The organism is Micromonospora sp. NPDC005197 (assembly GCF_040608295.1).
Lineage (GTDB): Bacteria > Actinomycetota > Actinomycetes > Mycobacteriales > Micromonosporaceae > Micromonospora.
In genome coordinates this window covers 1-21,873 of record NZ_JBEXHY010000052.1, presented here as the reverse complement: position 1 = coordinate 21,873, position 21,873 = coordinate 1, and the positions used below count along the sequence as shown (strand labels likewise).

The window sequence follows — 21,873 nt, the reverse complement described above, 5'->3', positions numbered from 1 at the left end:
GAAGCGAGGTAGAGGTCAACGCGTGGTGGCGGGAGTCACCATCCCGGCCGCCGGGCCGGTGCTAGCGTCGGCCACGGTGGCCCCGGATGCCGGTGACCACTCCGGACGAGTGGTGGGCGTACCCGGTCAGGCCAAGACGCCCCACGTGACGACCCGACTCGTCCGGTGCGGCAGCCCGGGCGCTCCTTCGTGAGGTGGACGATGGCCTGGCTGGTGTTGGTGATCTCTGGACTGTTGGAGACGGTCTGGGCGATCGCCCTGGACCGCAGCGCCGGCTTCAGCCGGCTGCTCCCGTCGGCGGTGTTCGTGCTGGCCCTGGTGCTGAGCATGGGCGGGCTGGCGTACGCGCTGCGCGACATCCCGGTCGGCACCGGCTACGCGGTCTGGGTCGGCATCGGCGCGGTGGGGACGGCGCTGGTCGGGATGCTGGCGCTCGGCGAGTCGGCCAGCCTGCCCCGGGTCCTCTGCCTGCTGCTGGTGATCGCCGGCGTGGTCGGACTGAAGATCTTCCACTGAAGAGGTACGCGTGACCAATGTCCACGGTGGGTAGTTGATCGGTCTGGCACGACAGGCTCTCACACCGGAGGAAGACATGGCCGACGTCCCCACCACCGCCCGCCCGCGTAACAACGCCGCCCGCATCCTCACCATCGTGGGCTTCGTCTTCGCCGTGCTCGCCCTGTTGCTCAACCCGATCATCTTCGGTGTGCTCGGCGTGATCGCCGGCGTCGTCGGCGCCGTCCTGGGCGACAAGCCGCTGGGCTGGTACGCCGCCGCGGCCAGCGTCGTCGCCGCGATCATCAGCCTGGTGATCATCGGCGCGCTGATCAACAACTGAGCGTTCTGCTTGCACGGGCCCGCCGGCTTCCGGCGGGCCCGTCGCTGTCAGCGGGCCGGGCCGGCGCTGTCAGTCCACGTCGCCACGCAGGCCGGCCAGGACGTCCTCCAGCTCGTCCGGCTTGACCAGCACGTCGCGCGCCTTCGACCCCTCCGACGGCCCGACCACGCCCCGGGTCTCCATGAGGTCCATGAGACGGCCCGCCTTCGCGAAACCGACCCGCAGCTTGCGCTGGAGCATCGAGGTGGAGCCGAACTGCGAGGTGACCACCAGCTCCACCGCCTGCACCAGCAGGTCGAGGTCGTCGCCGATGTCCTCGTCGATCTTCTTCTTGTTCTCCTGGGCGGGAGCCAGCACGTCCGGGCGGAACTCGGGCTCGCGCTGGTCCTTGCAGAACTTCACCACGTCGGCGATCTCGCGCTCGGTGACCCAGGCACCCTGGATCCGGACCGGCTTCGAGGCGCCCATCGGCAGGAAGAGACCGTCACCGCGGCCGAGCAGCTTCTCCGCGCCGGGCTGGTCCAGGATGACCCGCGAGTCGGCGAGGGACGACGTGGCGAACGCCAGCCGGGACGGCACGTTCGCCTTGATCAGACCGGTCACCACGTCGACCGAGGGGCGCTGGGTGGCCAGCACCAGGTGGATGCCGGCGGCCCGGGCCAGCTGGGTGATCCGGACGACCGAGTCCTCCACGTCGCGCGGCGCGACCATCATCAGGTCCGCCAGCTCGTCCACGATCACCAACAGGTACGGGTACGGACGCATCTCCCGTTCGCTGCCCGGCGGAGCCTTGATCTCGCCGTTGCGGACCTTGCGGTTGAAGTCGTCGATGTGCCGGACCCCGTTGGCGGCGAGGTCGTCGTAGCGCATGTCCATCTCGCGGACCACCCAGTCCAGCGAGTCGGCCGCCTTCTTGGCGTTGGTCACGATCGGGGTGACCAGGTGCGGGATGCCCTCGTAGCCGGTCATCTCGACCCGCTTCGGGTCGATCAGCAGCAGCCGCACCTCGTCCGGGGTGGCCCGGGTGAGGACAGACACCAGCAGGGTGTTGAGGCAGCTGGAGTTGTGGGTGGGGATGCACGCGCGGCTGGCCAGGTACAGATGACTCGGACTGTCGACCTCGATGCACCGGACGGGCACCGAGGCGATTGGTCGTACATCCACGATGTAACGACGGGCAGTCGTGGAACGCCCGCCGACCACCTGGCGGCTCGCTTTGCGTGTCAGCCGGAAGACCTTGTCGGCCGGGGTGAAGTGAATTCGATAGAAGGTGGAGGACGACTCGCTCCGGCCCTTCACCCGCTTGGTCGTCATTGTCGCCCGGTAGCCGAGCCCGATGATCAGCTCTAGAGCATCCTGTGCCAGACGTTGGTTTGTGAGCCCCAGCTCGACTCCGCCCCGAGGGGAAATTGTTCCGTCCGTGTCCAACAGACCAGCCAGCAGAGCCCGCCGCTGCTCCTCCGAGGAGCGCAGGTAGCTGGCAGGAATGTGTTTCGTCCCGATCTCGCGGAACAAGTGCCGCAACGTCCGGTACTGCTCTCGGAGCGCAGAGTCTGGCTCGCGGCGGCCCGGCCGTGCAACCCTGGCCCGACCGCGAGCCGCCAGGCATACAGCGGAAAGGCCGACCCCGGCCTGCCGAGACGCCCGAACGAGGCTTACACCCTGAGCGAACAGATTCACAGCCTCGGCGATTCGCCCGTCCCGTTCTGGTTTGTTGGAGATCGTGTAATGCCTCCGGCTGGAGGGGCGTTTCGTCACCACGTACCCGTCAAGCCGAATGTTGTCCAGTAACTCATCCTCGTCGCAGGTGAAGGAGGCCGAGCCGGTCGTGCCATCACCCAGCCAACAACCCATCGTGTACGGAGCGATTGGTAGATCCTGCTCCGGATAGTCGAGTGGTCCACACACCGCAACCGCATGGTTGGCCCAGGACCCGCCACGCCCGACCACCCGCAGCGAAGCTGCGATCTCTTCGGTCGTCACTGGCCGGTCGTCGAAGCTGCGCCTCCGACCCGACCGGCCTGGATCAGCGACGAGTTCGTTCAACGCCTGATAAAGACGGTGGCGGGAATAGGCGGGAACTCGGCGGGCCACCTCGCGTCCGCCCCGCACATAGCTGGTCAGGGTATTGCCGAACTCCTTCGGCAGCCCACGCACCACCTTGTACAGCGCGTTCCGAAACTGCTGGCCGACATCGGAGACAACCTCGTCGGTCGATACCGAACGATCAGGCTCTGCCAACACCTCGTCGGTCTTTGTAGCCAGCCGGTGCCGATCATCCGCCGACCAGTAGGCCCCGTCCCTCCAACGATGGGTTCGCTGGGTCCGGCCAGCTCTGGTCGTCGTCTGCCATTGGTGCTGCGCGTCGGCGACAATCACCGTGCCGTCGGAGAACTCCACTTCGTAACAGGGGCGGTCGTACATCACTGGGGTGGCAGCGACGATGGTGCAGCTGCGGCCGTGTTCGTCGAAAACCTTCCCGCCAACCTGGAGGTCGCCCATCGTGGACCAGCCGTCAGGTGTCGGGATCGGCGTGTCCAGGGCCAGCGCCTTGCCCGCGCCGGTGGCCCCGGCGATGAGGATGTGCGGCATCTTGGCGAGGTTGGCCACCACGTAGCCGCCCTCGATGTCCTTACCGAGCGCCACCACCATCGGATGGTGGTCGCTGGTCGCCGCCCGCGAGCGCAGCACGTCGCCGAGCGCCACGTTTTCCGGGTCGGTATTCGGGATCTCCACGCCGACCGCGCTCTTGCCCGGGATCGGGCTGAGGATCCGTACGTCCGGCGACTTCACCGCATACGCGATGTTGCGGGAGAGCTGGGTGATCCGCTCGACCTTGACCCCGTGCCCCAGCTCCACCTCGTAGCGGGTGACCGTCGGGCCCCGGGTGAAGCCGGTGACCGCGGCGTCCACGTCGAACTGGTCGAAGACGCCGGTCAGCGCGGCGATCACCTCGTCGTTGGCCTTGCTGCGGGTCTTCGCGGCGGCACCGGCGCTGAGCATGTTCGCCGGGGGCAGGGTGTAGTCGCCGGACAGACCGGTCAACGCGAGCTGCTCGGCGCGGGTGGGCGCGGGCGAGTGCTCCGGCGGCTCGGCCGGCTTGCGGCTGGCCGGCACCTTCGCCGGCGCCTTGCGCGGCAGGACCGTGGTCTCCTGGAGGTCGGCGCCCTCCAGATCATCGAAGTCGTCCGGGTCGATCGGTGGCGGCATCCGCTTCGCCGGACGCTTGCGCGCGGGCCGCGCGACCGGCTCGTCGTCCTCCTCGGTGGCCTCCGGAGGCGCGATCAACCCTCCGGCGAGCAGGCCCAGCCGCTCGGGAATCTTGTTGATCGGCGTCGCGGTGACCACGAGCAGGCCGAAGAGCAACAGCAGGACCAGCAACGGTACGGCCACCCACGCGGTGACCGCCCGCTCCAGCAACCCGCCCACGCCGGCGCCGACCAGGCCACCGGCGTAGTCACGCTGCACGGTGTTCGTCGGGTCCTGACCGATCTGGAGCAGCGCGGCGGTCGACACCAGCAGCGAGCCCCACCCGATCAACCCGCGGCCCCGGTGCTCCGGATCGGCCGGCTGGCGCATCAGCCGCCACGCCCCGATCATCAGCAGCACCGGAACCACCACGGAGATCGCGCCCAGGAACAGCCGGATCGTGTCGGCCAGCCGCGCGCCCACCGGACCCGCCCCGGAGAACCAGAGCGCGACGGCGGTGAGCAGGGCCAGCCCGAACAGCAGCAGCCCGCCGCCGTCGCGACGGTGCTCGGGGTCGAGGTCGCGGGCGGAGGCGGCCTGCCGGCCGGCGGCCCGCACCGCCCAGCCCATCCCGTGCGCCAGCCCCATCCACAGTGCACCGATCGCGCGGCCAACGTAGACGGCCGGCCCCGGGCGGGCGGGTGTGGTGCGCCGCCGTACCGGCGCCCGGGTCTTCTTCGCCGGTTGACGGGCACGGCTGTTGGTGCCACCGCGCGGCGACGCGCCGCGTCGCCGGCTCGCCTGAGAGGTACGGCCCGCCATAGAGTCACGGTAACGGTGGGGCCGGGCAGATCGCCGCTTTTCCGGGTCGTGTCCGCGCGTCGCAGCACTGACCCCGCCGCCGGTCGTGATATCCGCCTCAGAAGGGATGCCCGATGGCGTCGCCGAGACTCGAGGACGATCCGCTGGCCGGGCACCCCGGTAGGTTGCGCCCGTTGACCGACGAGCTGGTCGCCGCGGTGCTCGCCGCGCGTGGCCGGACGGTCGGCCGCGCCGTGAACGGTGACCTCGTGGGTCGCTTCGACGACAACCTGATCTGGTTCCTGCGTCTCGGGGTGGACGGCGAGTTGCTCCAGGTCCGCACCATGGTCGCGCCCGCCTTCGGGATCGAGCAGGTGCCCGCCCTGTACGCCTTCTGCAACGCCTGGAACCACGACCGGCTCTGGCCGAAGGCGTTCGTGCACGTCGACGACGGCGGTCAGGCCCGGATCTACGGTGAGGTGATCACCGACCTGGAGCGCGGGGTCACACCGCACCAGCTCGACCAACTGCTCGACTGTGGCATCACGGCCGGCTGCCAGCTCGCCGTCGCCGTCGGCCGGCTGCCCGGCGCGGTGTCGGCGTGACCGGGCGGGAGGAGGCGGCGGGCAGCCGCACCGACCGGGCGGACGGCCCCTCCGATGGCCGGGTCGCAGGTCAGCGCGTCCTGGCGCTGGTGGCCGCGCTCGCCGACGCCCGGGACCTGCCCGACGGGCCCGGTCGGCTGGTCGCCCTGGAACGGGTCGCCGAACGGGCCGACGCCGCCGGGGACGTCCGGTCCGCGATGGACGCCCGGTTCGCCCTGATCGAGGCGTACCTGCTGCACGGCGAGCGGTGGCGGCTGGTCGAGCCGTTGCGACGCTGCCGGGCCGCCGCCGACCGGTGGCCCGCGCTGCTCACCGACGCCGAGGCTGAGCTGCTGGCGCGCTACCAGCGCTACGCGGTGGAGGCGCTGCTCGGCACGCCTCGGGTCGGGCTGGACCAGACCCGACTCCTGCTGGACGACCTGGCCCACCGGGTGGGGGCGGACGGCCCCGACGCGCCGACCGTCGCCGAGCTGCGCTGCCGGATCGCCGACCACCTCGGCGACGAACCCACCGCCCGCCGCTTCTTCCAGGGGTGGGCGGGCACGCGTCCCGGCCCGGCCGGTGGATGCCCCGGCTGCGCCCCGGCCCGACGCGCGGAACTGCTCGCCGGCTGGGGCGAGTGGCAGGCCGCACGCAGTGAGCTGCGGGCGTACGACGGCGACGCTCAGGAGTGCACCGACCAGCCCGAGCGGGCGCTGGTCGCCGATCTGCTGCCGCTGTTGCGGCTCGGCGAACCAGAGCAGGCAGCGGCGGCGCACGTGCGGGCGTACCGGCGACACCGGCGCGAGCGCTCCGCCTTTCCGTACCTCGCCACGCATTTGCGGTTCTGCGCGCTCGGCGGGCACCTGGAACGCGGGCTGACCGTCCTGACCGAGCAGCTGCCCCGACTGGACCGGCCCACCGACGACCTCGCCGCGATGGAGTTCGCCGCCGCCGGGGCGCTGGTCTGCGGGCTGGCCGAGGAGGCGGGGCTGGGTGACCGGACGGTGCACCGCCCGGCGTACGTCGATCGCCCGGCCACCGAACTGGAGGTGGGCACCCTGGGCGCGCTGCTGCTCGGCCTCGCCACCGACCTGGCGGGCAGCTTCGACGCCCGCAACGGCACCGGTCACCAGTCCGGCCGGATGGCGGCCTGGCTGGCCGAGCGACCATCCGCGACGGCAGCGCCGCTGCCCGCCGACGACGAGGCCGCCGACGAGGTTGGCGACGAGGCCGGCGCGCACGAGGCCGGCGCGCACGAGCCCGGGGCGGACGAGGCCGGCGCGGAGGCGGACTCCGAGCGGGAGGTGATGGCGCTCACCACCGACATGATCACCTCGACGCTGGACAGGCGCGGCGACCGGTACCTGGTCGACGACGGCGGCACCGTGGTCGGCCGGTGGGGTGCGGCCGTGATCCAGTTCCGTCGGGCCGGCGAACGCGGCGAGGTGTTGCACACCCGGGCGATGGCCGCCCGCCGGCTGCCGACCGCGCGCCGCGCCGAGGCGTACGCCTTCTGCAACGCCTGGAACCACGACCGGCTGCTGCCCAAGGCGTACGCGCACGATCTCGACACGGAGATCGTGCTCGCCGGGGACGTGGCGACAGACCTGACCCACGGGGTGGCGCCGGCGCAACTGCTGGTGCTGGTGGACGCCGCGATCGCCACCGGCGTCGCGTACGCCGAAGCGGTGGCCGACCTGCCCTGACCGCCCGGCGGCCGACACGGCGACGCCGGCCCACCCGCAACGGGTGGACCGGCGTCAGCGCGACGTGCTCAGACCTCGACGACGGTGGGCACGATCATCGGTCGACGACGGTACTTGTCGTTGACCCACCGCCCCACGGTCCGCCGGACGATCTGCTGGAGCTGGTGCGGGTCGGTGATGCCGTCCGCGGCGGCCCGGTTGAGCGCCTCGGTGACCAGCGGCACCACCGGGTTGAACGCCTCCGGGTCCTCGGAGAAGCCCTTCGCGGACAGCGTCGGGCCGGCGACCACCTTGCCGGTGACCGAGTCGACGACCACTGTGGTGGCGATGAAACCGCCGTCGCCGAGGATCCGCCGTTCGGTGAGCAGCGACTCGCTGACGTCGCCGACGGCGAGACCGTCGACGTAGACGTACCGGCTCTTCACGTGCCCGACGAGGCTGGCCCGGCCCTCGACGAGGTCGACCACGTCGCCGTCCTCGCAGATCACGACCCGGTCGGCGGCGACCCCCGACTCGATGCCGAGGCGGGCGTGCGCGCGCAGGTGACGCCACTCGCCGTGCACCGGCATCAGGTTGCTGGGCCGAACCACGTTGAGCAGGTAGAGCAGTTCGCCGGCCGGGGCGTGCCCGGAGACGTGCACCTTCGCCACGTCCTTGTGCACGACGACCGCGCCGGCCCGGGCGAGCCGGTTGATGACCCGGTAGACCGAGGTCTCGTTGCCCGGCACCAGCGACGACGCCAGCACGACTGTGTCACCGGGCGCGATGGTGATGTGCCGGTGGTCGCCGCTGGCCATCCGGCCCAGCGCGCTCATCGGCTCACCCTGCGAACCGGTGGACATCAGCACGATCTGCTCGGGAGGCAGCGTGGTCGCCTCCTCGATCCCGATGACCAGGCCGGCCGGGATGTTGAGCAGGCCGAGGTCCCGGGCGATGCCCATGTTGCGGACCATGGACCGACCGATCAGCGCGACCTTGCGGCCGTGCTCCGCGGCGGAGTCGAAGACCTGCTGCACCCGGTGCACGTGCGAGGCGAACGAGGCGACGATGATCCGGCCCTTGGCCTTCGCGAAGATCGAGTCGAGCACCGGCCCGATCTCCCGCTCCGGGGTGACGAAGCCGGGGATCTCCGCGTTGGTGGAGTCGGACAGCAGCAGATCGACGCCCTCGGCGCCGAGCCGCGCGAAGCCGGCCAGGTCGGTGATCCGGCCGTCCAGCGGGAGCTGGTCCATCTTGAAGTCGCCGGTGTGCAGCACCAGGCCGGCCGGGGTGCGGATGGCCACGGCGAGCGCGTCGGGGATGGAGTGGTTGACCGCGAAGAACTCGCACTCGAACGGGCCGAGCCGCTCGCGGCCGCCCTCCCGCACGGTCAGCGTGTACGGCTGGATGCGCCGCTCGGCCAGCTTCGCCTCGACCAGGGCGAGGGTGAACTGCGAGCCGACCAGCGGGATGTCGGGCTTGTGGGCGAGCAGGTACGGCACCGCGCCGATGTGGTCCTCGTGGCCGTGGGTCAGCACGATCGCCTGGACGTCGGCCAGCCGGTCCAGGATCGGGCCGAAGTCGGGCAGGATCAGGTCCACGCCCGGCTGTTCGACGTCGGGGAAGAGCACCCCGCAGTCGACGATCAGCAGTTTGCCGTCGTACTCGAAGACGGTCATGTTCCGACCGATGGCGCCGAGCCCGCCGAGCGGGATGATCCGCAGGCCACCTTCCGGCAGCGGCGGGGGCAGTTCCGCCTCGATGTGCGCCTCGGTCACGCGTCCACCTCATTCTGCGACGCCATCACTCGGCGCCCATCGTGTCGTTCGATCATTCGGGCAGCTCCAGGCCCGCTGCCGCGAAGTCCGCGCGCAGCTGGGCGATCTCGTCGTCGGTGGCGTCCACGAGCGGGGGTCGCACCGGGCCGGCCGGCAGGCCCAGCGACGCCAGGCCCGCCTTCACCAGGATGGTGCCCTGCGTGCGGAAGATGCCGGTGAACAGCGGCAGCAGCCGCCGGTGCAGGGCAAGCGCGGCCGGCATGTCCCCCGCGTCGTACGCCTCGATCATCTGTGCGGTCAGCGCCCCGGTGAAGTGCGTCGAGGTGCCGACCACGCCCACGCAGCCGACGGCCAGCGCCGGCAGGGTGAGCGCGTCCTCGCCGCTGTAGAAGGCGAGGCCGGTCCGGCTGGTCACCCAGCTGGTGGCGGTCAGGTCGCCCTTGGCGTCCTTGACCGCGACGATCCGCGCGTGGTCGGCGAGCCGGACCAGTGTCTCGGTGTCAATCGGCACGCCGGAGCGGTGCGGGATGTCGTACAGCATCACCGGCAGTCCGCTGGCGTCGGCCACCGCGGTGAAGTGCCGCAGCAGACCGCTCTGCGGCGGCTTGTTGTAGTACGGGGTGACCACGAGCAGGCCGTGCGCGCCGGCCTTCTCGGCGGCGGTGGCCAGCTCGATGGTGTGCCGGGTGTCGTTGGTACCCACCCCGGCGACGACCCTGGCCCGGTCACCGACGGCCTCCACCACGGCCCGGATCAGGCGTTCCTTCTCCGCGTCGGTGGTGGTCGGCGACTCACCGGTGGTGCCGTTGACCACCAGCGCGTCGTTGCCCTGCTCGTCGACCAGGTGGCTCGCCAGTCGGGCGGCGCCGTCGAGGTCGAGCGAGCCGTCGGGGGTGAACGGGCTCACCATGGCCGTGAGCACCCGGCCGAAGGGGCGGGACGCCGGTTGGGCCGCGGCGTCGGGGTGGTCGTGCGTCATACCCTCCAACCTAGCGGACGACCAGCCGGAGCCTGCCGGGGAAGGGCTCAGGACGCCTCGTGCGGGCTGGCCGCCACCTCGGTGCCGTCCGGCAGCGTCGAGATCACGAAGTCGGCGAAGACGTTCGGTGCGACTCCCTGGAGCTGGCGCAGGCACTCCACAGCCAGCTCACGGATCTCCACGTCGGCGTGCTCGGTGGCCCGCATGGCGACGAAGTGCCGCCACGCCCGGTAGTTGCCGGTGACCACGATCCGGGTCTCGGTGGCGTTCGGCAGCACCGCGCGGGCCGCCTGCCGGGCCTGCTTGCGGCGCAGCGTCGGGTTGGGCTCGTCGGAGAAGCGCTGCTCAAGACCCTCCAGCAGCTCGGTGTACGCCCGCACGCTCGCCTCGGCGGCCTCGGTGAACTTCTTGTGCAGCTCGGGGTCGTCGGCGATGACCGCCGGCTCGACCATGGCCGCGTCCCGCTCGGGGACGTAGCGCTGGGAGAGCTGGGAGTACGAGAAGTGCCGGTGCCGGATCAACTCGTGGGTGAAGGAGCGGGACACCCCGGTGAAGTAGAAGGTGACCGAGCCGTGCTCCAGCACGCTGAGGTGACCGACCTCGAGGATGTGCGCGAGGTAGCCGGCGTTCGTGGCGGTCGCCGGGTTCGGCTTCTTCCACGACTGGTAGCAGGCCCGCCCGGCGAACTCGGCGAGCGCCTGGCCGCCCTCGGCGTCGGTCGACCACGGCACGTCGTCCGGGGCCGCGAACTGGGTCCACGCGATCAACTTGACCTGGGGCTGCACCATCTCCGGCATTCCTGGGACTGTAGTGGCGGGGCGCCTTGCGACCCAAGTCGGGCTCGCGGTGTGGAAGCCGCCAACCGCAGCCGAATCACCGGTGCTCGCGGACGCGCCGGCGCCCGGAGGTGTCCAAGATCTCTACGCGCGGATCCGGTGGCTCGCGGGTCTCGCACACCCCCGGTTCCCTGTAGAGCTGCCCCAGAAGTGGGGCAGGCGGCACGACGCCGGGCGCACCACCGCCACGCCCCATATCCGGGGCAGCTCTACAGGACGCGCAGGACCTCACGGCCCGCCCGAGGAAGGCCGAGGAAGGCCGATCCACGGCACGCCGGGCCGGGGCTGGCAGGCCTCAGACGTAGAGCGAGGTGAACGGCGCCCAGGGCAGGTTGCGCAGCACCGAGAAGGCCAGCCACACGCCCAGGAACCCGACGATGACCTTCGAGCTGATCCGCAGCTCCGGCAGCCGCCAACCGAACGCCTGATGGCCCGCCCAGGCGACGAAGAGGTACGCCAGGAAGGGCAGCGCGAAGACGAACAGGAAGTGGTGTCGGGCGGCGGCCGGCAGGTCGCCGTGCAGCACGTACCAGAGCGCGCGGGTGCCGCCGCAGCCCGGGCAGTCCAGCCCCGTGGTCAGCTTGAGCAGGCAGGTCGGCGCGGCGTCCGGGTCGGCGTGGGCCGGGTTGCTCAGCAGCGCGTAGGCCATGCCGAGGCCGACGCACCCGACCGCGGCCAGCGGGACCGCCCAGCGCGGCGACCGCTCGTAGAGCCACAGAACGCCCCGGGTGAGCCGGTCGGGCTCGGGCGCCGGGTAGCCGTAGCCATCCGGCGGGCTCGCCGGCCAGCTCGCAGCGGGGGCGTGCTGCGGCTGGTCGACCGGTCCGGGAACGCTCGTCACGCGCTCACGGTACACCGGACACGCCGGCCAACGCGGCGGTGAGCGGACCGGCCAGGTCGCCGGCTGCGGGCGGCGCCACCGCGTCCAACCCGAGCCAGCCGGCGAGCCGGTACAGCTCGGCGGCGAGCGCCACGGCGGTCTCCCCCGGGTCGGCGCCGGGCTCGACCCAGGCGGCCGGAACGAGCAGCACCCCGGCCTTGCGGTCCGCCTTCAGGTCGACCCGGGCGGTGAACCGGTCGCCCTGCAGGAACGGCAGCACGTAGTAGCCGTACACCCGCTGTGGCGCCGGGACGTAGATCTCGATCCGGTAGCTGAAGTCGAACAGCCGCTCGGTGCGGGCACGTTCCCAGACCAGCGGGTCGAACGGGCTGACCAGCGTGTTGCCCCGAATCCACCGGGGCAGCCGGGCGGACGCGTGCAGCCAGGCCGGCTGTCGCCAGCCCGCCACGGTGACCGGCACCAGCTCGCCGGCCTCGGCCAGCTCCGCGACGGCCTGCCGGGCGCCGGCCAGTGGCAGCCGAAAGTAGTCGCGCAGCTCCGGTTCGGCGGCCACCCCGAGCGACCGCGCCGCCAGGGCCACCAGAGCGCGGTACGCCTCGGCGTCGGTCGGGGTAGGCGCGCCCAGCACGGCCGGCGGGAGCACCCGCTCGGGAAGGTCGTAGCGGCGGGCGAAGGACGTGCTGCGCTCGGCGGCGGTCACCTCGCCGGCCCAGAACAGGAACTCCAGCGCCCGCTTCACCGCCGACCAGTTCCACCCCCAGTTGCCGGTCTCCCGGGGCGCGTCGTGCTCGATCTCGGCGGCGGTCAACGGACCCCGCGCGGCCACCTCGGCCCGGACCCAGGCGACCAGCTCCGGCTGCTCCTGTGCGATGCGCCGCATGCCACCCCAGGATTCGCTGTGCGCGCGGGCCATTCGCCAGCGCAGCAGCGGGTGCAGCCCGACCGGCACGAGGGACGCCTCATGGCCCCAGTATTCGAACAGCTCGCGGGGGCGGCGGTAGGCGGCCTGGTCGAGCAGCGCGGTGGGGTACGGACCGAGCCGGCTGTAGAGCGGCAGGTAGTGCGCACGTTGCAGCACGTTGACCGAGTCCATCTGGATCAACCCGACCCGGTCGAGGACCCGGCGCAGATGTCGACGCGTGGGCACCCCGACCGGCGGCGGGTCGGCGAAACCCTGGGCGGCGAGTGCCACCCGGCGGGCCTGGGCGAGTGAGAGTGCTTCCGGTGCGGCCATCGTCGGCGACGATAAATCATCGGTACGACGCCGGTGCGGGAAGCTGGACTCCGACGGCTACGGGGGCATAGAACGGTGCAATGCTGACCATCCGCCGGGAGGAGCCCGACGACGCCGAGGCGGTCGCCCGGGTGCACGTGCACGGCTGGCAGGCGGGTTACGCCGGCTTCATGCCGGACGAGGTGCTCGGACGGCTCAACGTGGGGGCCTGGGCGCAGCGCCGTCGTGACCTGGGCACCGCCGACCCGGAGCACCCGTTCAGCACCCTGCTCGGCGAGGTGGACGGGCTGGTCGTCGGCTTCACCACGTTCGGGCCGTACCGCCGCAACCAGGACCGCGACGATCTGGACCCGACGGTCGGCGAGGTGCTGGCGCTCTACGTCGAGCCGGAGTTCTGGGGCGACGGGATGGCCGCCGAACTGCTCGCCGCCGCCCGCGCCGGGCTCAGCGAACGGGGCTGGACCGGCTACCGGCTGTGGGTGCTGGCGGACAACCGGCGGGCCCGCCGGTTCTACGAACGGTCGGGGCTGTCACCGGACGGTGAACGGTCGACCTACCAGGTGCCGCTCGCCGGCGGGCGCGGGCCGGTCGGACTGGTCGAGCTGCGGTACGCCGGACGCCTCGACGACTGACCTGCCCGGTGTCAGCCACCGGCGAACCGGCAGGAAGGCCAGCAGGGCCAGGCTGATCCAGACGTACGCGTTGCTGCCGACGAAGCCGTCGACGCCGGTGAAGTCCTTCTCCCAGAACCAGACGGTCCGGCTGATCAGCAGCACGTAGCCGATGGTCGCGGCGGCCAGCAGGACGCGCCGTCGACGGCCGGCCGGCGCGGCCATCGCGTTGTCGACCAGCAGGATCAGCCCGGGCAGCAGCCAGACCAGGTGGTGCACCCAGGTGACCGGGCTGACCAGGCACATCACCGCGCCGGTCAGGGCCAGGCCGGTCGCCTCGTCACCGGCGGCGACGGCGACCCGGGACCGCCAGGCCCAGAGCGCCAGGGCGCCGAGCACCAGCAGCAGCCACAGCAGGGTGCTCGGGTGCTGCGGGTCGAGCCGGGCGACCACCCCGCGCAGCGACTGGTTGGAGACGAACGCCAACTCCCCGACCCGCCCGGTGTTCCACAGCGCCTCGGTCCAGAACTCCCGGGAGGCGTCCGGAAAGAGCGCGCCGGCCAGCAACGTCACCCCGGCGGCCGCGCCACTGGCGGTGAGCGCCGCCCGCCACCGCCCGGTGACCAGCAGATAGACGATGAAGATGCCCGGGGTCAGCTTGATCGCGGTGGCCAGGCCGATGCCCACCCCGGCCCACCGGTCGCCGACCGGCAGCAGCCGCAGCAGGTCCACCGCCACCAGGAACAGCAGCAGTGTGTTCACCTGGCCGAAGTTGACCGTCTCCCGCATCGGCTCGAAGGCGGCGGCCAGGCAGAGCGCGACGGCGAGGGCGAACCAGGGAGTCCACCCGGCCCGGCGGGCGATCGGGTCGACCAGCCACCAGATCAGCACCGTCGTGGTGACCACACTGGCGAGTACGCTCACCACGATCGCGGCCGACCACGGCAGGTACGCCATCGGCAGCATGACCAGCGCCGCGAACGGCGGGTACGTGAAGCCGTACTGGGTCCCCGGTTTGAGGTAGTCGTAGATCTCCCCGCCGTCGTGCACCCACCACGTCAACGCGCCGTAGTAGACCTTGAGGTCGAAGAAACCGTGCCGGACGGCCGCGACGGCGAGGAACGCGGTGACCGCCGCGGCGAGCACCACCACCCCGACGACCTGCGCGGTCGTCCTGTTGGCACCCTGCGCCACCGTCGCCTCCCTCGCCCTGCGTAGGCTTCCGTCCCATGGCTCTCGGGTACGTCCGCCCGGCGCGTCCCGAGGACGCCGGCGAGATCGCACGCATCCAGCTCGCGACCTGGCGGGTCGCGTACCGCCGCATTCTGCCTCGGCATGTGCTCGACAACCTGGACGAGGCGTTCCTCGCCCGGCGGTGGAGCGCCGCGGTGCTGGAGCCGCCCTCGGGCGCGCACCGGGTGCTGGTCGCCGTCGAACAGGCCGAGCAATCGTATCTGGTGGGGTTCGCCGCCTCCGGCCCGGCCGACGGCGAGGCGCTCGCCCCGGGTGAGCCGGCCGACGCGCTCGGCCCGGACGTGGCGGCGGTGACCGACCTGCTGGTGGAGCCGCGCTGGGGCCGGCGCGGGCACGGCAGTCGGCTGCTCGCCGCGACCGTCGACCTGTGGCGGTCCGACGGCATGAGTCGGGCGGTGGCCTGGGCGTTCGACGGTGACGAGGCGACCCGGAAGTTCCTCACCAGCACCGGTTGGGAGCCCGACGGCGCGGCCCGGGCGCTGGACGTCGACGACATGCTGGTGCCTCAGGTGCGCCTGCACGTGGCCGTGCCGACCGAGAAGGTTCCGGCCGAGTGACCGGTGCGGCGGCCCGGGGCCGCCGCACCGGTACGGTCAACCCTTGTCCGCGCCGTCGCTGGCGTCGCGGACGAAGTAGCGCTGGAACACCACGAAGATGATCGCCACCGGGATGGTGGCGAGCAGCGCCGCGCCCAGCTTGAGCGGGTACTGGGTGCCGCTGCCCAGCGAGCCGCTGACCAGGTCGGCGAGGCCGCGCGGCAGGGTGAACAGGTCCGGGTCCTGCACCGACACGAGGCTGTGCGGGAACTCGTTCCAGGAACCCTGGAACGACAGGATGGTCAGGGTGATCAGCGCCGGCTTCGCCATCGGCAGCACCACCGACCAGAAGGTGCGGAAGATGCTCGCCCCGTCGATGCGGGCGGCCTCCTCCACGCTCACCGGGATCGACTCGAAGAACTGCTTCATGATGAACACGCCCGCCGCGTCGGCCAGCAGCGGCACCACCAGGCCGGCGTAGCTGTTGTAGAGGCCGAGCTGGTTGAGCACCAGGAACTTCGGGATCAGCAGCACCACGCCGGGCACCGCCATCACCGCGATGACGGCGGCGAACAGCCCGGCGCGACCCCGGAATCGCAGCCGGGCCAACGCGTACCCGGCGAGCGAGTCGAAGAACACCCGGCCGAGGGTCACCAGCACGGTGACCAGCAGCGAGTTGCCCAGCCAGAGCGGAAAGTTGGTGCCGGCGAAGATCCGGTCGAAGCCGGCGAGGCTGAGCGGGTCCGGAATCGGCGAGAGCGGGTTCGCCGCCGCGTCGGGCTCGGTCTTGAGCGAGCTCGCGATCTGGATGACGAACGGGTAGAGGAACACCAGCCCGAAGAAGACCAGCGTGGCGTACCCCAGAAAGCGGGTGACCAGGGTGCGGGCCGCGCGCTGGTCGCCGCGCGCGGGCGCCGCCGCCGGGCGGTCGGTCAGCACGGCCATGTCAGGACCTCTCCGGTACGCGTCGACGCCGCCAGCCGCGGCGCGGCCGGTCGGTGTCCCGCTCGGCGAGCGCCCGACGCTGGATCAGCGTGAGCACGATGATGATCAGGAACAGCACGAACGAGATCGCCGCGCCGGAGCCGTAGTCGAAGTCCCGGAACGCGGTCCGGTACGACAGGTACGCCGGGGTGACGGTGGTCTTGGCCGGGTCGCCCTGGCTCATGACGTACACCTGGTCGAAGACCTGCCAGGAGCCGATCATGCCGAGGGTGAGCACCAGGAAGGTGGTCGGCCTGATCATCGGCAGGGTGACGTAGCGGAACCGCTGCCAGCGGGAGGCTCCGTCGAGCGTGCTGGCCTCGTCCAGCGTCACCGGCACGTTCTGCAGGCCGGCCAGGAACATCAGCATGAACGTGCCGGAGGTGGTCCAGATGACCAACGTGATGATCGAGATCATCGCCACGCTGGGGCCGGCCAGCCAGTCCCACCAGCTCAGCCCGAACGGGCCGCCGTCGGTGAGCGCCGCCGGGGGCGAGTCGACGCCGACCGCGCCGAAGAGCAGGTGCAGCACGCCTCGAGAGTCGGCGAACCACTCCGGGCCGTCGATCCCGAGGAAGCCGAGCAGCGCGTTCACCGCGCCGGAGTTGGCGAAGAGGAACAGGAACACCACGCTGATCGCGACCGAGCTGGTGACCGAGGGAAAGTAGAACGCGCTGCGGAAGAAGCTCTTGCCCTTGAGCATCCGGTTGTTGACCACCAGCGCCAGCCCGAGCGCGAGCACGGTCTGCGCCGGCACCACGATCGCCACGTAGTAAATGTTGTTGCGGATGCTGGTCATGAAGTCGCGGCGGGGCAGCCCGTCCTCGGTGAACAACTGGGTGTAGTTGTGCGCGCCGACGAACGGGACGTCGCCGGTGAACGGGCTGCCCTGCCCGTTCCAGTCGGTCAGGCTGACCCAGAGCGCCATCAGGATCGGCAGCAGCAGGAACAGCCCCAGGATAACGATCACCGGTGCGACGAAGAGCCAGCCGGCGAGGTTCTCGTTGCCGCGGACGCCACCCCGCCGTCGCCGGGGACTCATCCCGGGCGCGGTGGCCACGGCGGTCAGTGTCTCGGTTGCCATCTCCCCTCCCTCCCTGTCTTCAGCCGACGGTGAAAGGAAGGGCCCCTCGCTGTCGCGGGGCCCTTCCTCACGCGTCAGCTGCCGCCGAGCGCCGCCTTGGCGTTCTTGTCGAAGTTCTGCAGCACGGTCTTCGGGTCGCCGTTGGCCAGGCTCTGCAGACCGGTGTCCAGGTCCTTGAGGACGCTGTCCATCTTCGGCGCGTTCACCGGGCCCTGGGCGTACGCGGCGCCCTCGATGAACACCTTGTCGGCCGGGGAGGCGGCCGTGTACTGGTCGCGCACCGACTGCCGCGACGGCATGACACCGACCGCCTTCGCGAACGTCAGCTGCTGCTCACCGCTGGTCATCGCCTCGACGAACTTGATGGCCTGGTCCTTGTACTTGCTCTTCGCCGCGATGCCCCAGCACTGGGTGAAGGAGAGCGTGCCCTGTCCCTTCGGGCCGGCCGGCAGCGCCACCACCTTGTACTTCACGTTCGGGAAGTCGTTCTGCAGCGCGCCCTTGATCCAGTTGCCCTCGATGGTCATCACGGCCTTGCCCTTGCCGAACGCCTCACCGGACCAGCCCGAGTCGAGCTGCTTCGGGTACTTGGCCAGGCCCGAGGTGAGCAGGGACTTGACGTACTGGAGGGCGGCCAGGTTCTCCGGGGTGTCGGCGGTCGGCTGCTTGCCGTCCTTGCTCAGCAGCCAGCCGCCGTTCTGCACCAGGAATGCGCCGATCCGGTCCCGGGTGTCGCCGAGCGCCAGGGCGACCTGCCCCTTCGCCTTGATCTTCTGGGCGGTCGCGGTGAGCTGGTCCCAGGTGGTCGGCACGTCGGCGTCGGTCAGTCCGGCCTTCGCCCACAGGTCCGTGTTGATCTGCAGGGCCAGGGTGGAGAAGTCCTTGGGCGCGCAGTAGAGCTTGCCGTCGTACGAGAACGTGGTGCGCAGGCTCTCGTAGAAGTCGTCCGGGTTGGAGATCTTGTCGCCGTACGGCTCCAGCGCGCCGACGCTCGCGTAGTCGGCGAAGCGGGCCGCGTCGACGTAGAAGACGTCCGGCGGGGTGCCACCGGCCAGGCCCTGGCCGAGCTGCTGGGTGAGGTCCTGCGCCGGGGTGACCGTGGCGGTGTTGCCGGAGCCGCTGGCCCACTTCGCCGCGGCGTCCTGCACGGCCTTGGTCTCGGCTTCGCCGGAGGATCCGATCAGGATCTGCAGGCTGGCCGGTCCGCTGGACTGGGCGGCGTCGCCGGACGAGTCGTCGAAGCCGCTGCCGCAGGCTGCGGAACCGAGAAGGGCGACGGCGGCGAGGCCGGCCACCGCCGCCCGGGTGAGGTTTCGAGGTGCCATGGGGTTCTCTCCTGGTGGGGGATGGGACTACGCGGTGTGCCGAAGCGCCAGCGAGGGCTGGAGCAGCACGTGGGTGGGGGTCTCGTGGTTGCCGTCGAGGACCCCGGTGAGCAGGTCCACGCAGCGGGCGGCGGCCTCGCCGAGCGGTTGGCTGACGCTGGTCAGCCCCACCGCGGCTGCGACCGGCGTGTCGTCGAAGCCGATCACCGACGCCGGCGGGTCGGTGCCCCGGATCGCCTGCAGCGCGCCGAGGGCGAGCGAGTCGCTGGCGCAGAGCACGGCGGTCGGCGCCTCGGCGGCGAGCAGGTCCCGAGTGAGCCGTTCGCCCTCGGCGATGCCGTCCTCGGTCTCGCGGTGCAGCCCGGTCGGGTCGACACCGGCGGCGCGCAGCGCGTCGTGCCAGCCGGCCCGCCGGTCGTCGCCGACACCGGACCCGAGGGGCCAGCCGATGAACGCGATCCGCCGGTGCCCGGCGCCGAGCAGGTGCCGGGTGGCGGCGGCGGTGCCGGCGGCGCCGTCCACGTCGACCCAGGGGTGCGCGTCGAGCGCGTCCCACGGGCGGCCGAAGGTCACGAACGGCACGTCCCGGTCGGCGAGCCAGGCGGTACGCGGGTCGCCGTACTTGGTGCCGACGAGCACGAACGCGTCCAGCTCGTACGTGCCGAGCAGGTCGTCGTAGGTGGCGATCTCCCGCTCGTCGTCGGTGGCGGTGTAGAGCAGCACCCGGTAGCCGGCGGCGTCGGCGGTCTCGGTGAGGCCGTGCAGGAAGCGGTCGAGAACGGAGCCGTTGATGCCGTCGCGGGTCGGTTCGATCCGGGCGGCGATGAGGCGGGACCGGCCGGTGCGCATCTGTCTGGCCGCCTGGTTGGCCCGGTAGCCGAGCGCGCTGATCGCGTCCTCGACCCGCTGGCGGGTCTCCTGCCGCACGATGTGCGGCGCGTTGAGCACGTTGGAGACCGTCTGCCGGCTTACTCGGGCGTGCCGGGCCACCGTCGCAATGGTTACCTTCTCGGGCACTTAATCCCTCTCGCCGTCTTGAACGATCCAATTCGGATAGTGCAGGATTAGATCGTTCAAGTTTCTGGAATGTTTCGCACTTTGCACCGCCAGGGGCGCGTTGTCAAGATGTCCGCCCCGCCCCCCGAGATCTGGAGCCGCGCCGTGATCGAACGCCAGCTGCAACCCCTCCTGCACGAGTTGGTTCCGGTGGTGCTCGCCCCGACCAGTGCGCTGGGGGACGCGACCGGGCAGATCCGCCCGACCGGCGTCCAGGGCGTCTTCCACGCCGACGCCCGCGTGCTCTCCCGGGCCGAACTGCGGGTCGACGACCAGGAGCTGGAGGGGCTGACCCGCGGCGCGGACGGCCCGCACGGCGCCCGCTTCGTGGGCCTGGCCCGCTGGCTCGGCGATCCCACGCCCGACCCCACAGTCCGCGTCGACCGGCTCCGTCGGGCCACTCGCAACGGCCTCACCGAGGAGCTGCGGATCGTCTCCACCGCCACGGTCGGCGTACGGGCCACCGTGAGCGTCGACCTCGGCTGCGACCTGGCACCCATCGAGGTGGTCAAGTCCGGTGGCGCCGCCGCGCCGCTGGAGGCCAAGACCGGCCAGCCGGGCCTGCTCACCTGGTCGGCCGACGGCATCACCGTCACCGTCACCGCGCCCGACGCCGACGTGCTCGCCGCCGACGAACGGGCCACCGCGCCGCGGCTGGCCTGGCCGATCTACCTGCCCCCCGGAGGCGAGTCGGTGCTGCGCTGGCAGCTGACCGTCGAGGACCCGCGCGCCGTGGTGATCGGCCCGGTCGGCGAACCGGAGTGGGCCCGACCCGAGGTGACCGCCGACGATCGACGGCTGGTCCGCTTCCTCGACCGCAGCCTGGACGACCTGCGCGGGCTACGCCTGGCCGAGACCGGCGCGCCCGGGGACGTCTTCCTCGGCGCCGGCGTCCCCTGGTTCCTCACCCTGTTCGGCCGGGACAGCCTCTGGGCCGCCCGGATGATGCTGCCGCTCGGCACCGACCTGGCCGCCGGCACCCTGCGCGTGCTCGCCCGCCGCCAGGGCACCCGCGTCGACCCGGCCACCGGGGAGGCCCCCGGCAAGATCCTGCACGAGCTGCGCGGGCAGGAGTTCGCGCTGCCCGGGAACGGGCTGCGCCTCCCGCCGGCCTACTACGGCACCGTCGACGCCACCATGCTCTGGGTCAACCTGCTGCACGACGCGTGGCGCTGGGGTCTGCCGGCCGAGCAGGTCGAGCCACTGCTGCCGCACCTGGAGGCCGCCCTGCGCTGGCTCGGCGAGCACGCCGACCCCGACGGCGACGGCCTCGTCGAGTACATCGACACCACCGGCCACGGGCTGTCCAATCAGGGCTGGAAGGACTCCGGCGACGCCGTACGGTTCCACGACGGCTCCCTGGCCACCGCGCCCATCGTGCTGGCCGAGGTGCAGGGGTACGCGCACGAGGCGGCGGTGAACGGCGCCGCCCTGCTGGACGCCTTCGGCCGCCCCGGTGGGGACCACTGGCGCGAGCACGCCGCCACGCTGGCCCGCCGGTTCCGGGACACCTTCTGGGTCGACGGCCGGTACGGCCCGCAGCCCGCCCTGGCCCTCGACCGGGACAAGCGCCCCGTCGACTCGCTGACCAGCAACATCGGTCACCTGCTCGGCACCGGCCTGCTCACCGTCGACGAGGAGGCCCAGGTCGCCCGCTTGCTCACCACTGACACGCTGGCCGGCGGCTTCGGACTACGGACGATGTCCACCGACGACGCCGGCTTCAGCCCGCTGTCGTACCACTGCGGTTCGATCTGGACCCACGACACCGCGATCGTGCTCGCCGGGCTGGCCCGCGCGGGGCACCGCGACGCCGCGCTCGGCCTGGCCGAGGGGCTGCTCACGGCGGCCGAGGCGTTCGACTACCGGATGCCGGAGCTGTACGGCGGCGACGACCGGACGCTGCTCGATCGCCCGGTGCCGTACCCGGCGGCGTGCCGGCCCCAGGCGTGGGCCGCGGCGGGCGCGGTGCTGCTGCTCCAGGCCGCGACGGGCCTCTACCCCGACGTGCCGGGCGGCACGGTCCGGCTGACCCCGCTGGCCGGCGCGGAGCTGGGCGCCGTCACGGTCAAGGGCCTCCGCGTGGCCGACACCCCGGTGACGGTCGAGGTCGACCGCTCTGGCGAGGCCAGGGTCACCAACCTCCCCACCCCGCTCACCCCGACCTTCCCCACCCAACGCCGCGCAGCGGAACACCCGGCATAGCGGGCGCCCCTCCTCGCAGATCTTGGACAGTTTCCGTCAGCTAACGGAAA

18 protein-coding genes, 1 pseudogene and 1 riboswitch are annotated in these 21,873 nt (G+C 71.8%); of the genes and pseudogenes, 7 read left to right on the top strand and 12 right to left on the bottom strand.

Annotated features, from left to right (window positions below):
* Window positions 1-75: 75 nt before the first annotated feature.
* A riboswitch (guanidine-III (ykkC-III) riboswitch) is annotated at window positions 76-146 on the top strand.
* Between the two features lie 55 nt (window positions 147-201).
* Together ABZU46_RS18305 and ABZU46_RS18300 are read left to right on the top strand one after the other, a co-directional pair.
* The gene (locus tag ABZU46_RS18305) at window positions 202-516 is read left to right on the top strand and encodes an SMR family transporter (RefSeq protein ID WP_354859204.1); all 315 of its coding nucleotides are present in this window, start codon (window positions 202-204) and stop codon (window positions 514-516) included.
* Between the two features lie 76 nt (window positions 517-592).
* On the top strand, window positions 593-838 hold the full coding sequence (locus ABZU46_RS18300; RefSeq protein WP_354859203.1) for a hypothetical protein: 246 nt from the start codon (window positions 593-595) through the stop codon (window positions 836-838).
* Window positions 839-907: 69 nt separating this feature from the next.
* Here the strand turns inward: ABZU46_RS18300 and ABZU46_RS18295 are convergent, their stop codons facing one another.
* Both ABZU46_RS18295 and ABZU46_RS18290 read right to left on the bottom strand, forming a co-directional pair.
* Complete coding sequence (locus tag ABZU46_RS18295; protein ID WP_354859233.1) at window positions 908-3,385, bottom strand: FtsK/SpoIIIE domain-containing protein; 2,478 nt, start codon at window positions 3,383-3,385, stop codon at window positions 908-910.
* A pseudogene (locus ABZU46_RS18290) lies at window positions 3,371-4,849 on the bottom strand (DNA translocase FtsK 4TM domain-containing protein); the annotation flags it as partial. The gene ABZU46_RS18295 and the pseudogene ABZU46_RS18290, both read right to left, overlap by 15 nt.
* Window positions 4,850-4,962: 113 nt before the next feature.
* On the opposite strand from ABZU46_RS18290, the gene ABZU46_RS18285 reads away from it, so the two are divergent.
* Together ABZU46_RS18285 and ABZU46_RS18280 are read left to right on the top strand one after the other, a co-directional pair.
* Window positions 4,963-5,433 (top strand): YbjN domain-containing protein, encoded by a 471-nt coding sequence (locus ABZU46_RS18285; protein ID WP_354859200.1) that lies wholly within the window; start codon window positions 4,963-4,965, stop codon window positions 5,431-5,433.
* Window positions 5,434-5,513: 80 nt separating this feature from the next.
* Window positions 5,514-7,121, top strand: a complete 1,608-nt coding sequence (locus ABZU46_RS18280; RefSeq protein ID WP_354859230.1) for a YbjN domain-containing protein — start codon at window positions 5,514-5,516, stop codon at window positions 7,119-7,121.
* A 68-nt stretch (window positions 7,122-7,189) separates the two neighbouring features.
* On the opposite strand, the gene ABZU46_RS18275 is transcribed toward ABZU46_RS18280, so the two are convergent.
* The 5 genes from ABZU46_RS18275 to ABZU46_RS18255 all read right to left on the bottom strand — a co-directional run bounded on the left by ABZU46_RS18275 (window position 7,190) and on the right by ABZU46_RS18255 (window position 12,768).
* A complete protein-coding gene (locus ABZU46_RS18275; protein ID WP_124854118.1) occupies window positions 7,190-8,878 on the bottom strand; it encodes a ribonuclease J in 1,689 nt (562 codons plus the stop codon).
* Window positions 8,879-8,930: 52 nt separating this feature from the next.
* Window positions 8,931-9,857: a 4-hydroxy-tetrahydrodipicolinate synthase gene (gene dapA / locus ABZU46_RS18270; protein WP_354859197.1), complete on the bottom strand. Its 927-nt coding sequence runs from the start codon at window positions 9,855-9,857 to the stop codon at window positions 8,931-8,933.
* 47 nt (window positions 9,858-9,904) lie between these two features.
* Window positions 9,905-10,645, bottom strand: a complete 741-nt coding sequence (thyX, locus tag ABZU46_RS18265; RefSeq protein ID WP_145785820.1) for an FAD-dependent thymidylate synthase — start codon at window positions 10,643-10,645, stop codon at window positions 9,905-9,907.
* A gap of 343 nt (window positions 10,646-10,988) precedes the next feature.
* Window positions 10,989-11,534, bottom strand: a complete 546-nt coding sequence (locus ABZU46_RS18260) for a DUF2752 domain-containing protein (RefSeq protein ID WP_354859195.1) — start codon at window positions 11,532-11,534, stop codon at window positions 10,989-10,991.
* Between the two features lie 4 nt (window positions 11,535-11,538).
* On the bottom strand, window positions 11,539-12,768 hold the full coding sequence (locus ABZU46_RS18255; protein WP_354859193.1) for a crosslink repair DNA glycosylase YcaQ family protein: 1,230 nt from the start codon (window positions 12,766-12,768) through the stop codon (window positions 11,539-11,541).
* An 80-nt stretch (window positions 12,769-12,848) separates the two neighbouring features.
* Between ABZU46_RS18255 and ABZU46_RS18250 the strand changes: the two genes are divergently transcribed.
* On the top strand, window positions 12,849-13,400 hold the full coding sequence (locus ABZU46_RS18250) for a GNAT family N-acetyltransferase (RefSeq protein ID WP_354859191.1): 552 nt from the start codon (window positions 12,849-12,851) through the stop codon (window positions 13,398-13,400).
* Here the strand turns inward: ABZU46_RS18250 and ABZU46_RS18245 are convergent.
* Window positions 13,299-14,573 carry a glycosyltransferase family 87 protein gene (locus ABZU46_RS18245; RefSeq protein ID WP_354859188.1) on the bottom strand — a complete coding sequence of 425 codons (1,275 nt, stop codon included), beginning with the start codon at window positions 14,571-14,573 and terminating at the stop codon, window positions 13,299-13,301. The two genes, ABZU46_RS18250 and ABZU46_RS18245, sit on opposite strands and share 102 nt — an antisense overlap.
* 35 nt (window positions 14,574-14,608) lie before the next feature.
* Between ABZU46_RS18245 and ABZU46_RS18240 the strand changes: the two genes are divergently transcribed.
* On the top strand, window positions 14,609-15,190 hold the full coding sequence (locus tag ABZU46_RS18240) for a GNAT family N-acetyltransferase (RefSeq protein WP_354859186.1): 582 nt from the start codon (window positions 14,609-14,611) through the stop codon (window positions 15,188-15,190).
* 36 nt (window positions 15,191-15,226) lie between these two features.
* Here ABZU46_RS18240 and ABZU46_RS18235 read toward each other — a convergent pair whose 3' ends face one another.
* From ABZU46_RS18235 to ABZU46_RS18220, 4 genes are all read right to left on the bottom strand, one after another.
* Window positions 15,227-16,114, bottom strand: coding sequence for a carbohydrate ABC transporter permease (locus ABZU46_RS18235; protein WP_354859184.1), 888 nt, complete (start codon window positions 16,112-16,114; stop codon window positions 15,227-15,229).
* A 1-nt stretch (window position 16,115) separates the two neighbouring features.
* Window positions 16,116-17,237 carry a sugar ABC transporter permease gene (locus tag ABZU46_RS18230; RefSeq protein ID WP_354859182.1) on the bottom strand — a complete coding sequence of 374 codons (1,122 nt, stop codon included), beginning with the start codon at window positions 17,235-17,237 and terminating at the stop codon, window positions 16,116-16,118.
* A 74-nt stretch (window positions 17,238-17,311) separates the two neighbouring features.
* Complete coding sequence (locus ABZU46_RS18225; protein ID WP_354859180.1) at window positions 17,312-18,562, bottom strand: extracellular solute-binding protein; 1,251 nt, start codon at window positions 18,560-18,562, stop codon at window positions 17,312-17,314.
* Between the two features lie 27 nt (window positions 18,563-18,589).
* A complete protein-coding gene (locus ABZU46_RS18220) occupies window positions 18,590-19,579 on the bottom strand; it encodes a LacI family DNA-binding transcriptional regulator (RefSeq protein ID WP_354859177.1) in 990 nt (329 codons plus the stop codon).
* A gap of 144 nt (window positions 19,580-19,723) precedes the next feature.
* Between ABZU46_RS18220 and ABZU46_RS18215 the strand changes: the two genes are divergently transcribed.
* Entirely contained in the window at window positions 19,724-21,823 is a 2,100-nt protein-coding gene (locus ABZU46_RS18215) for a glycogen debranching N-terminal domain-containing protein (protein WP_354859174.1), read from the top strand.
* The last annotated feature ends 50 nt before the right edge of the window (window positions 21,824-21,873 follow it).

Bases quoted from the DNA above. Each gene is read 5' to 3' on its own strand.
- ABZU46_RS18305 (WP_354859204.1), top strand. From the start codon at position 202: ATGGCCTGGCTGGTGTTGGTGATCTCTGGACTGTTGGAGACGGTCTGG.
- ABZU46_RS18300 (WP_354859203.1), top strand. From the start codon at position 593: ATGGCCGACGTCCCCACCACCGCCCGCCCGCGTAACAACGCCGCCCGC.
- ABZU46_RS18285 (WP_354859200.1), top strand. From the start codon at position 4,963: ATGGCGTCGCCGAGACTCGAGGACGATCCGCTGGCCGGGCACCCCGGT.
- dapA (WP_354859197.1), bottom strand. From the start codon at position 9,857: ATGACGCACGACCACCCCGACGCCGCGGCCCAACCGGCGTCCCGCCCC.
- thyX (WP_145785820.1), bottom strand. From the start codon at position 10,645: ATGGTGCAGCCCCAGGTCAAGTTGATCGCGTGGACCCAGTTCGCGGCC.
- ABZU46_RS18255 (WP_354859193.1), bottom strand. From the start codon at position 12,768: ATGGCCGCACCGGAAGCACTCTCACTCGCCCAGGCCCGCCGGGTGGCA.
- ABZU46_RS18250 (WP_354859191.1), top strand. From the start codon at position 12,849: ATGCTGACCATCCGCCGGGAGGAGCCCGACGACGCCGAGGCGGTCGCC.
- ABZU46_RS18240 (WP_354859186.1), top strand. From the start codon at position 14,609: ATGGCTCTCGGGTACGTCCGCCCGGCGCGTCCCGAGGACGCCGGCGAG.
- ABZU46_RS18235 (WP_354859184.1), bottom strand. From the start codon at position 16,114: ATGGCCGTGCTGACCGACCGCCCGGCGGCGGCGCCCGCGCGCGGCGAC.
- ABZU46_RS18230 (WP_354859182.1), bottom strand. From the start codon at position 17,237: ATGGCAACCGAGACACTGACCGCCGTGGCCACCGCGCCCGGGATGAGT.
- ABZU46_RS18225 (WP_354859180.1), bottom strand. From the start codon at position 18,562: ATGGCACCTCGAAACCTCACCCGGGCGGCGGTGGCCGGCCTCGCCGCC.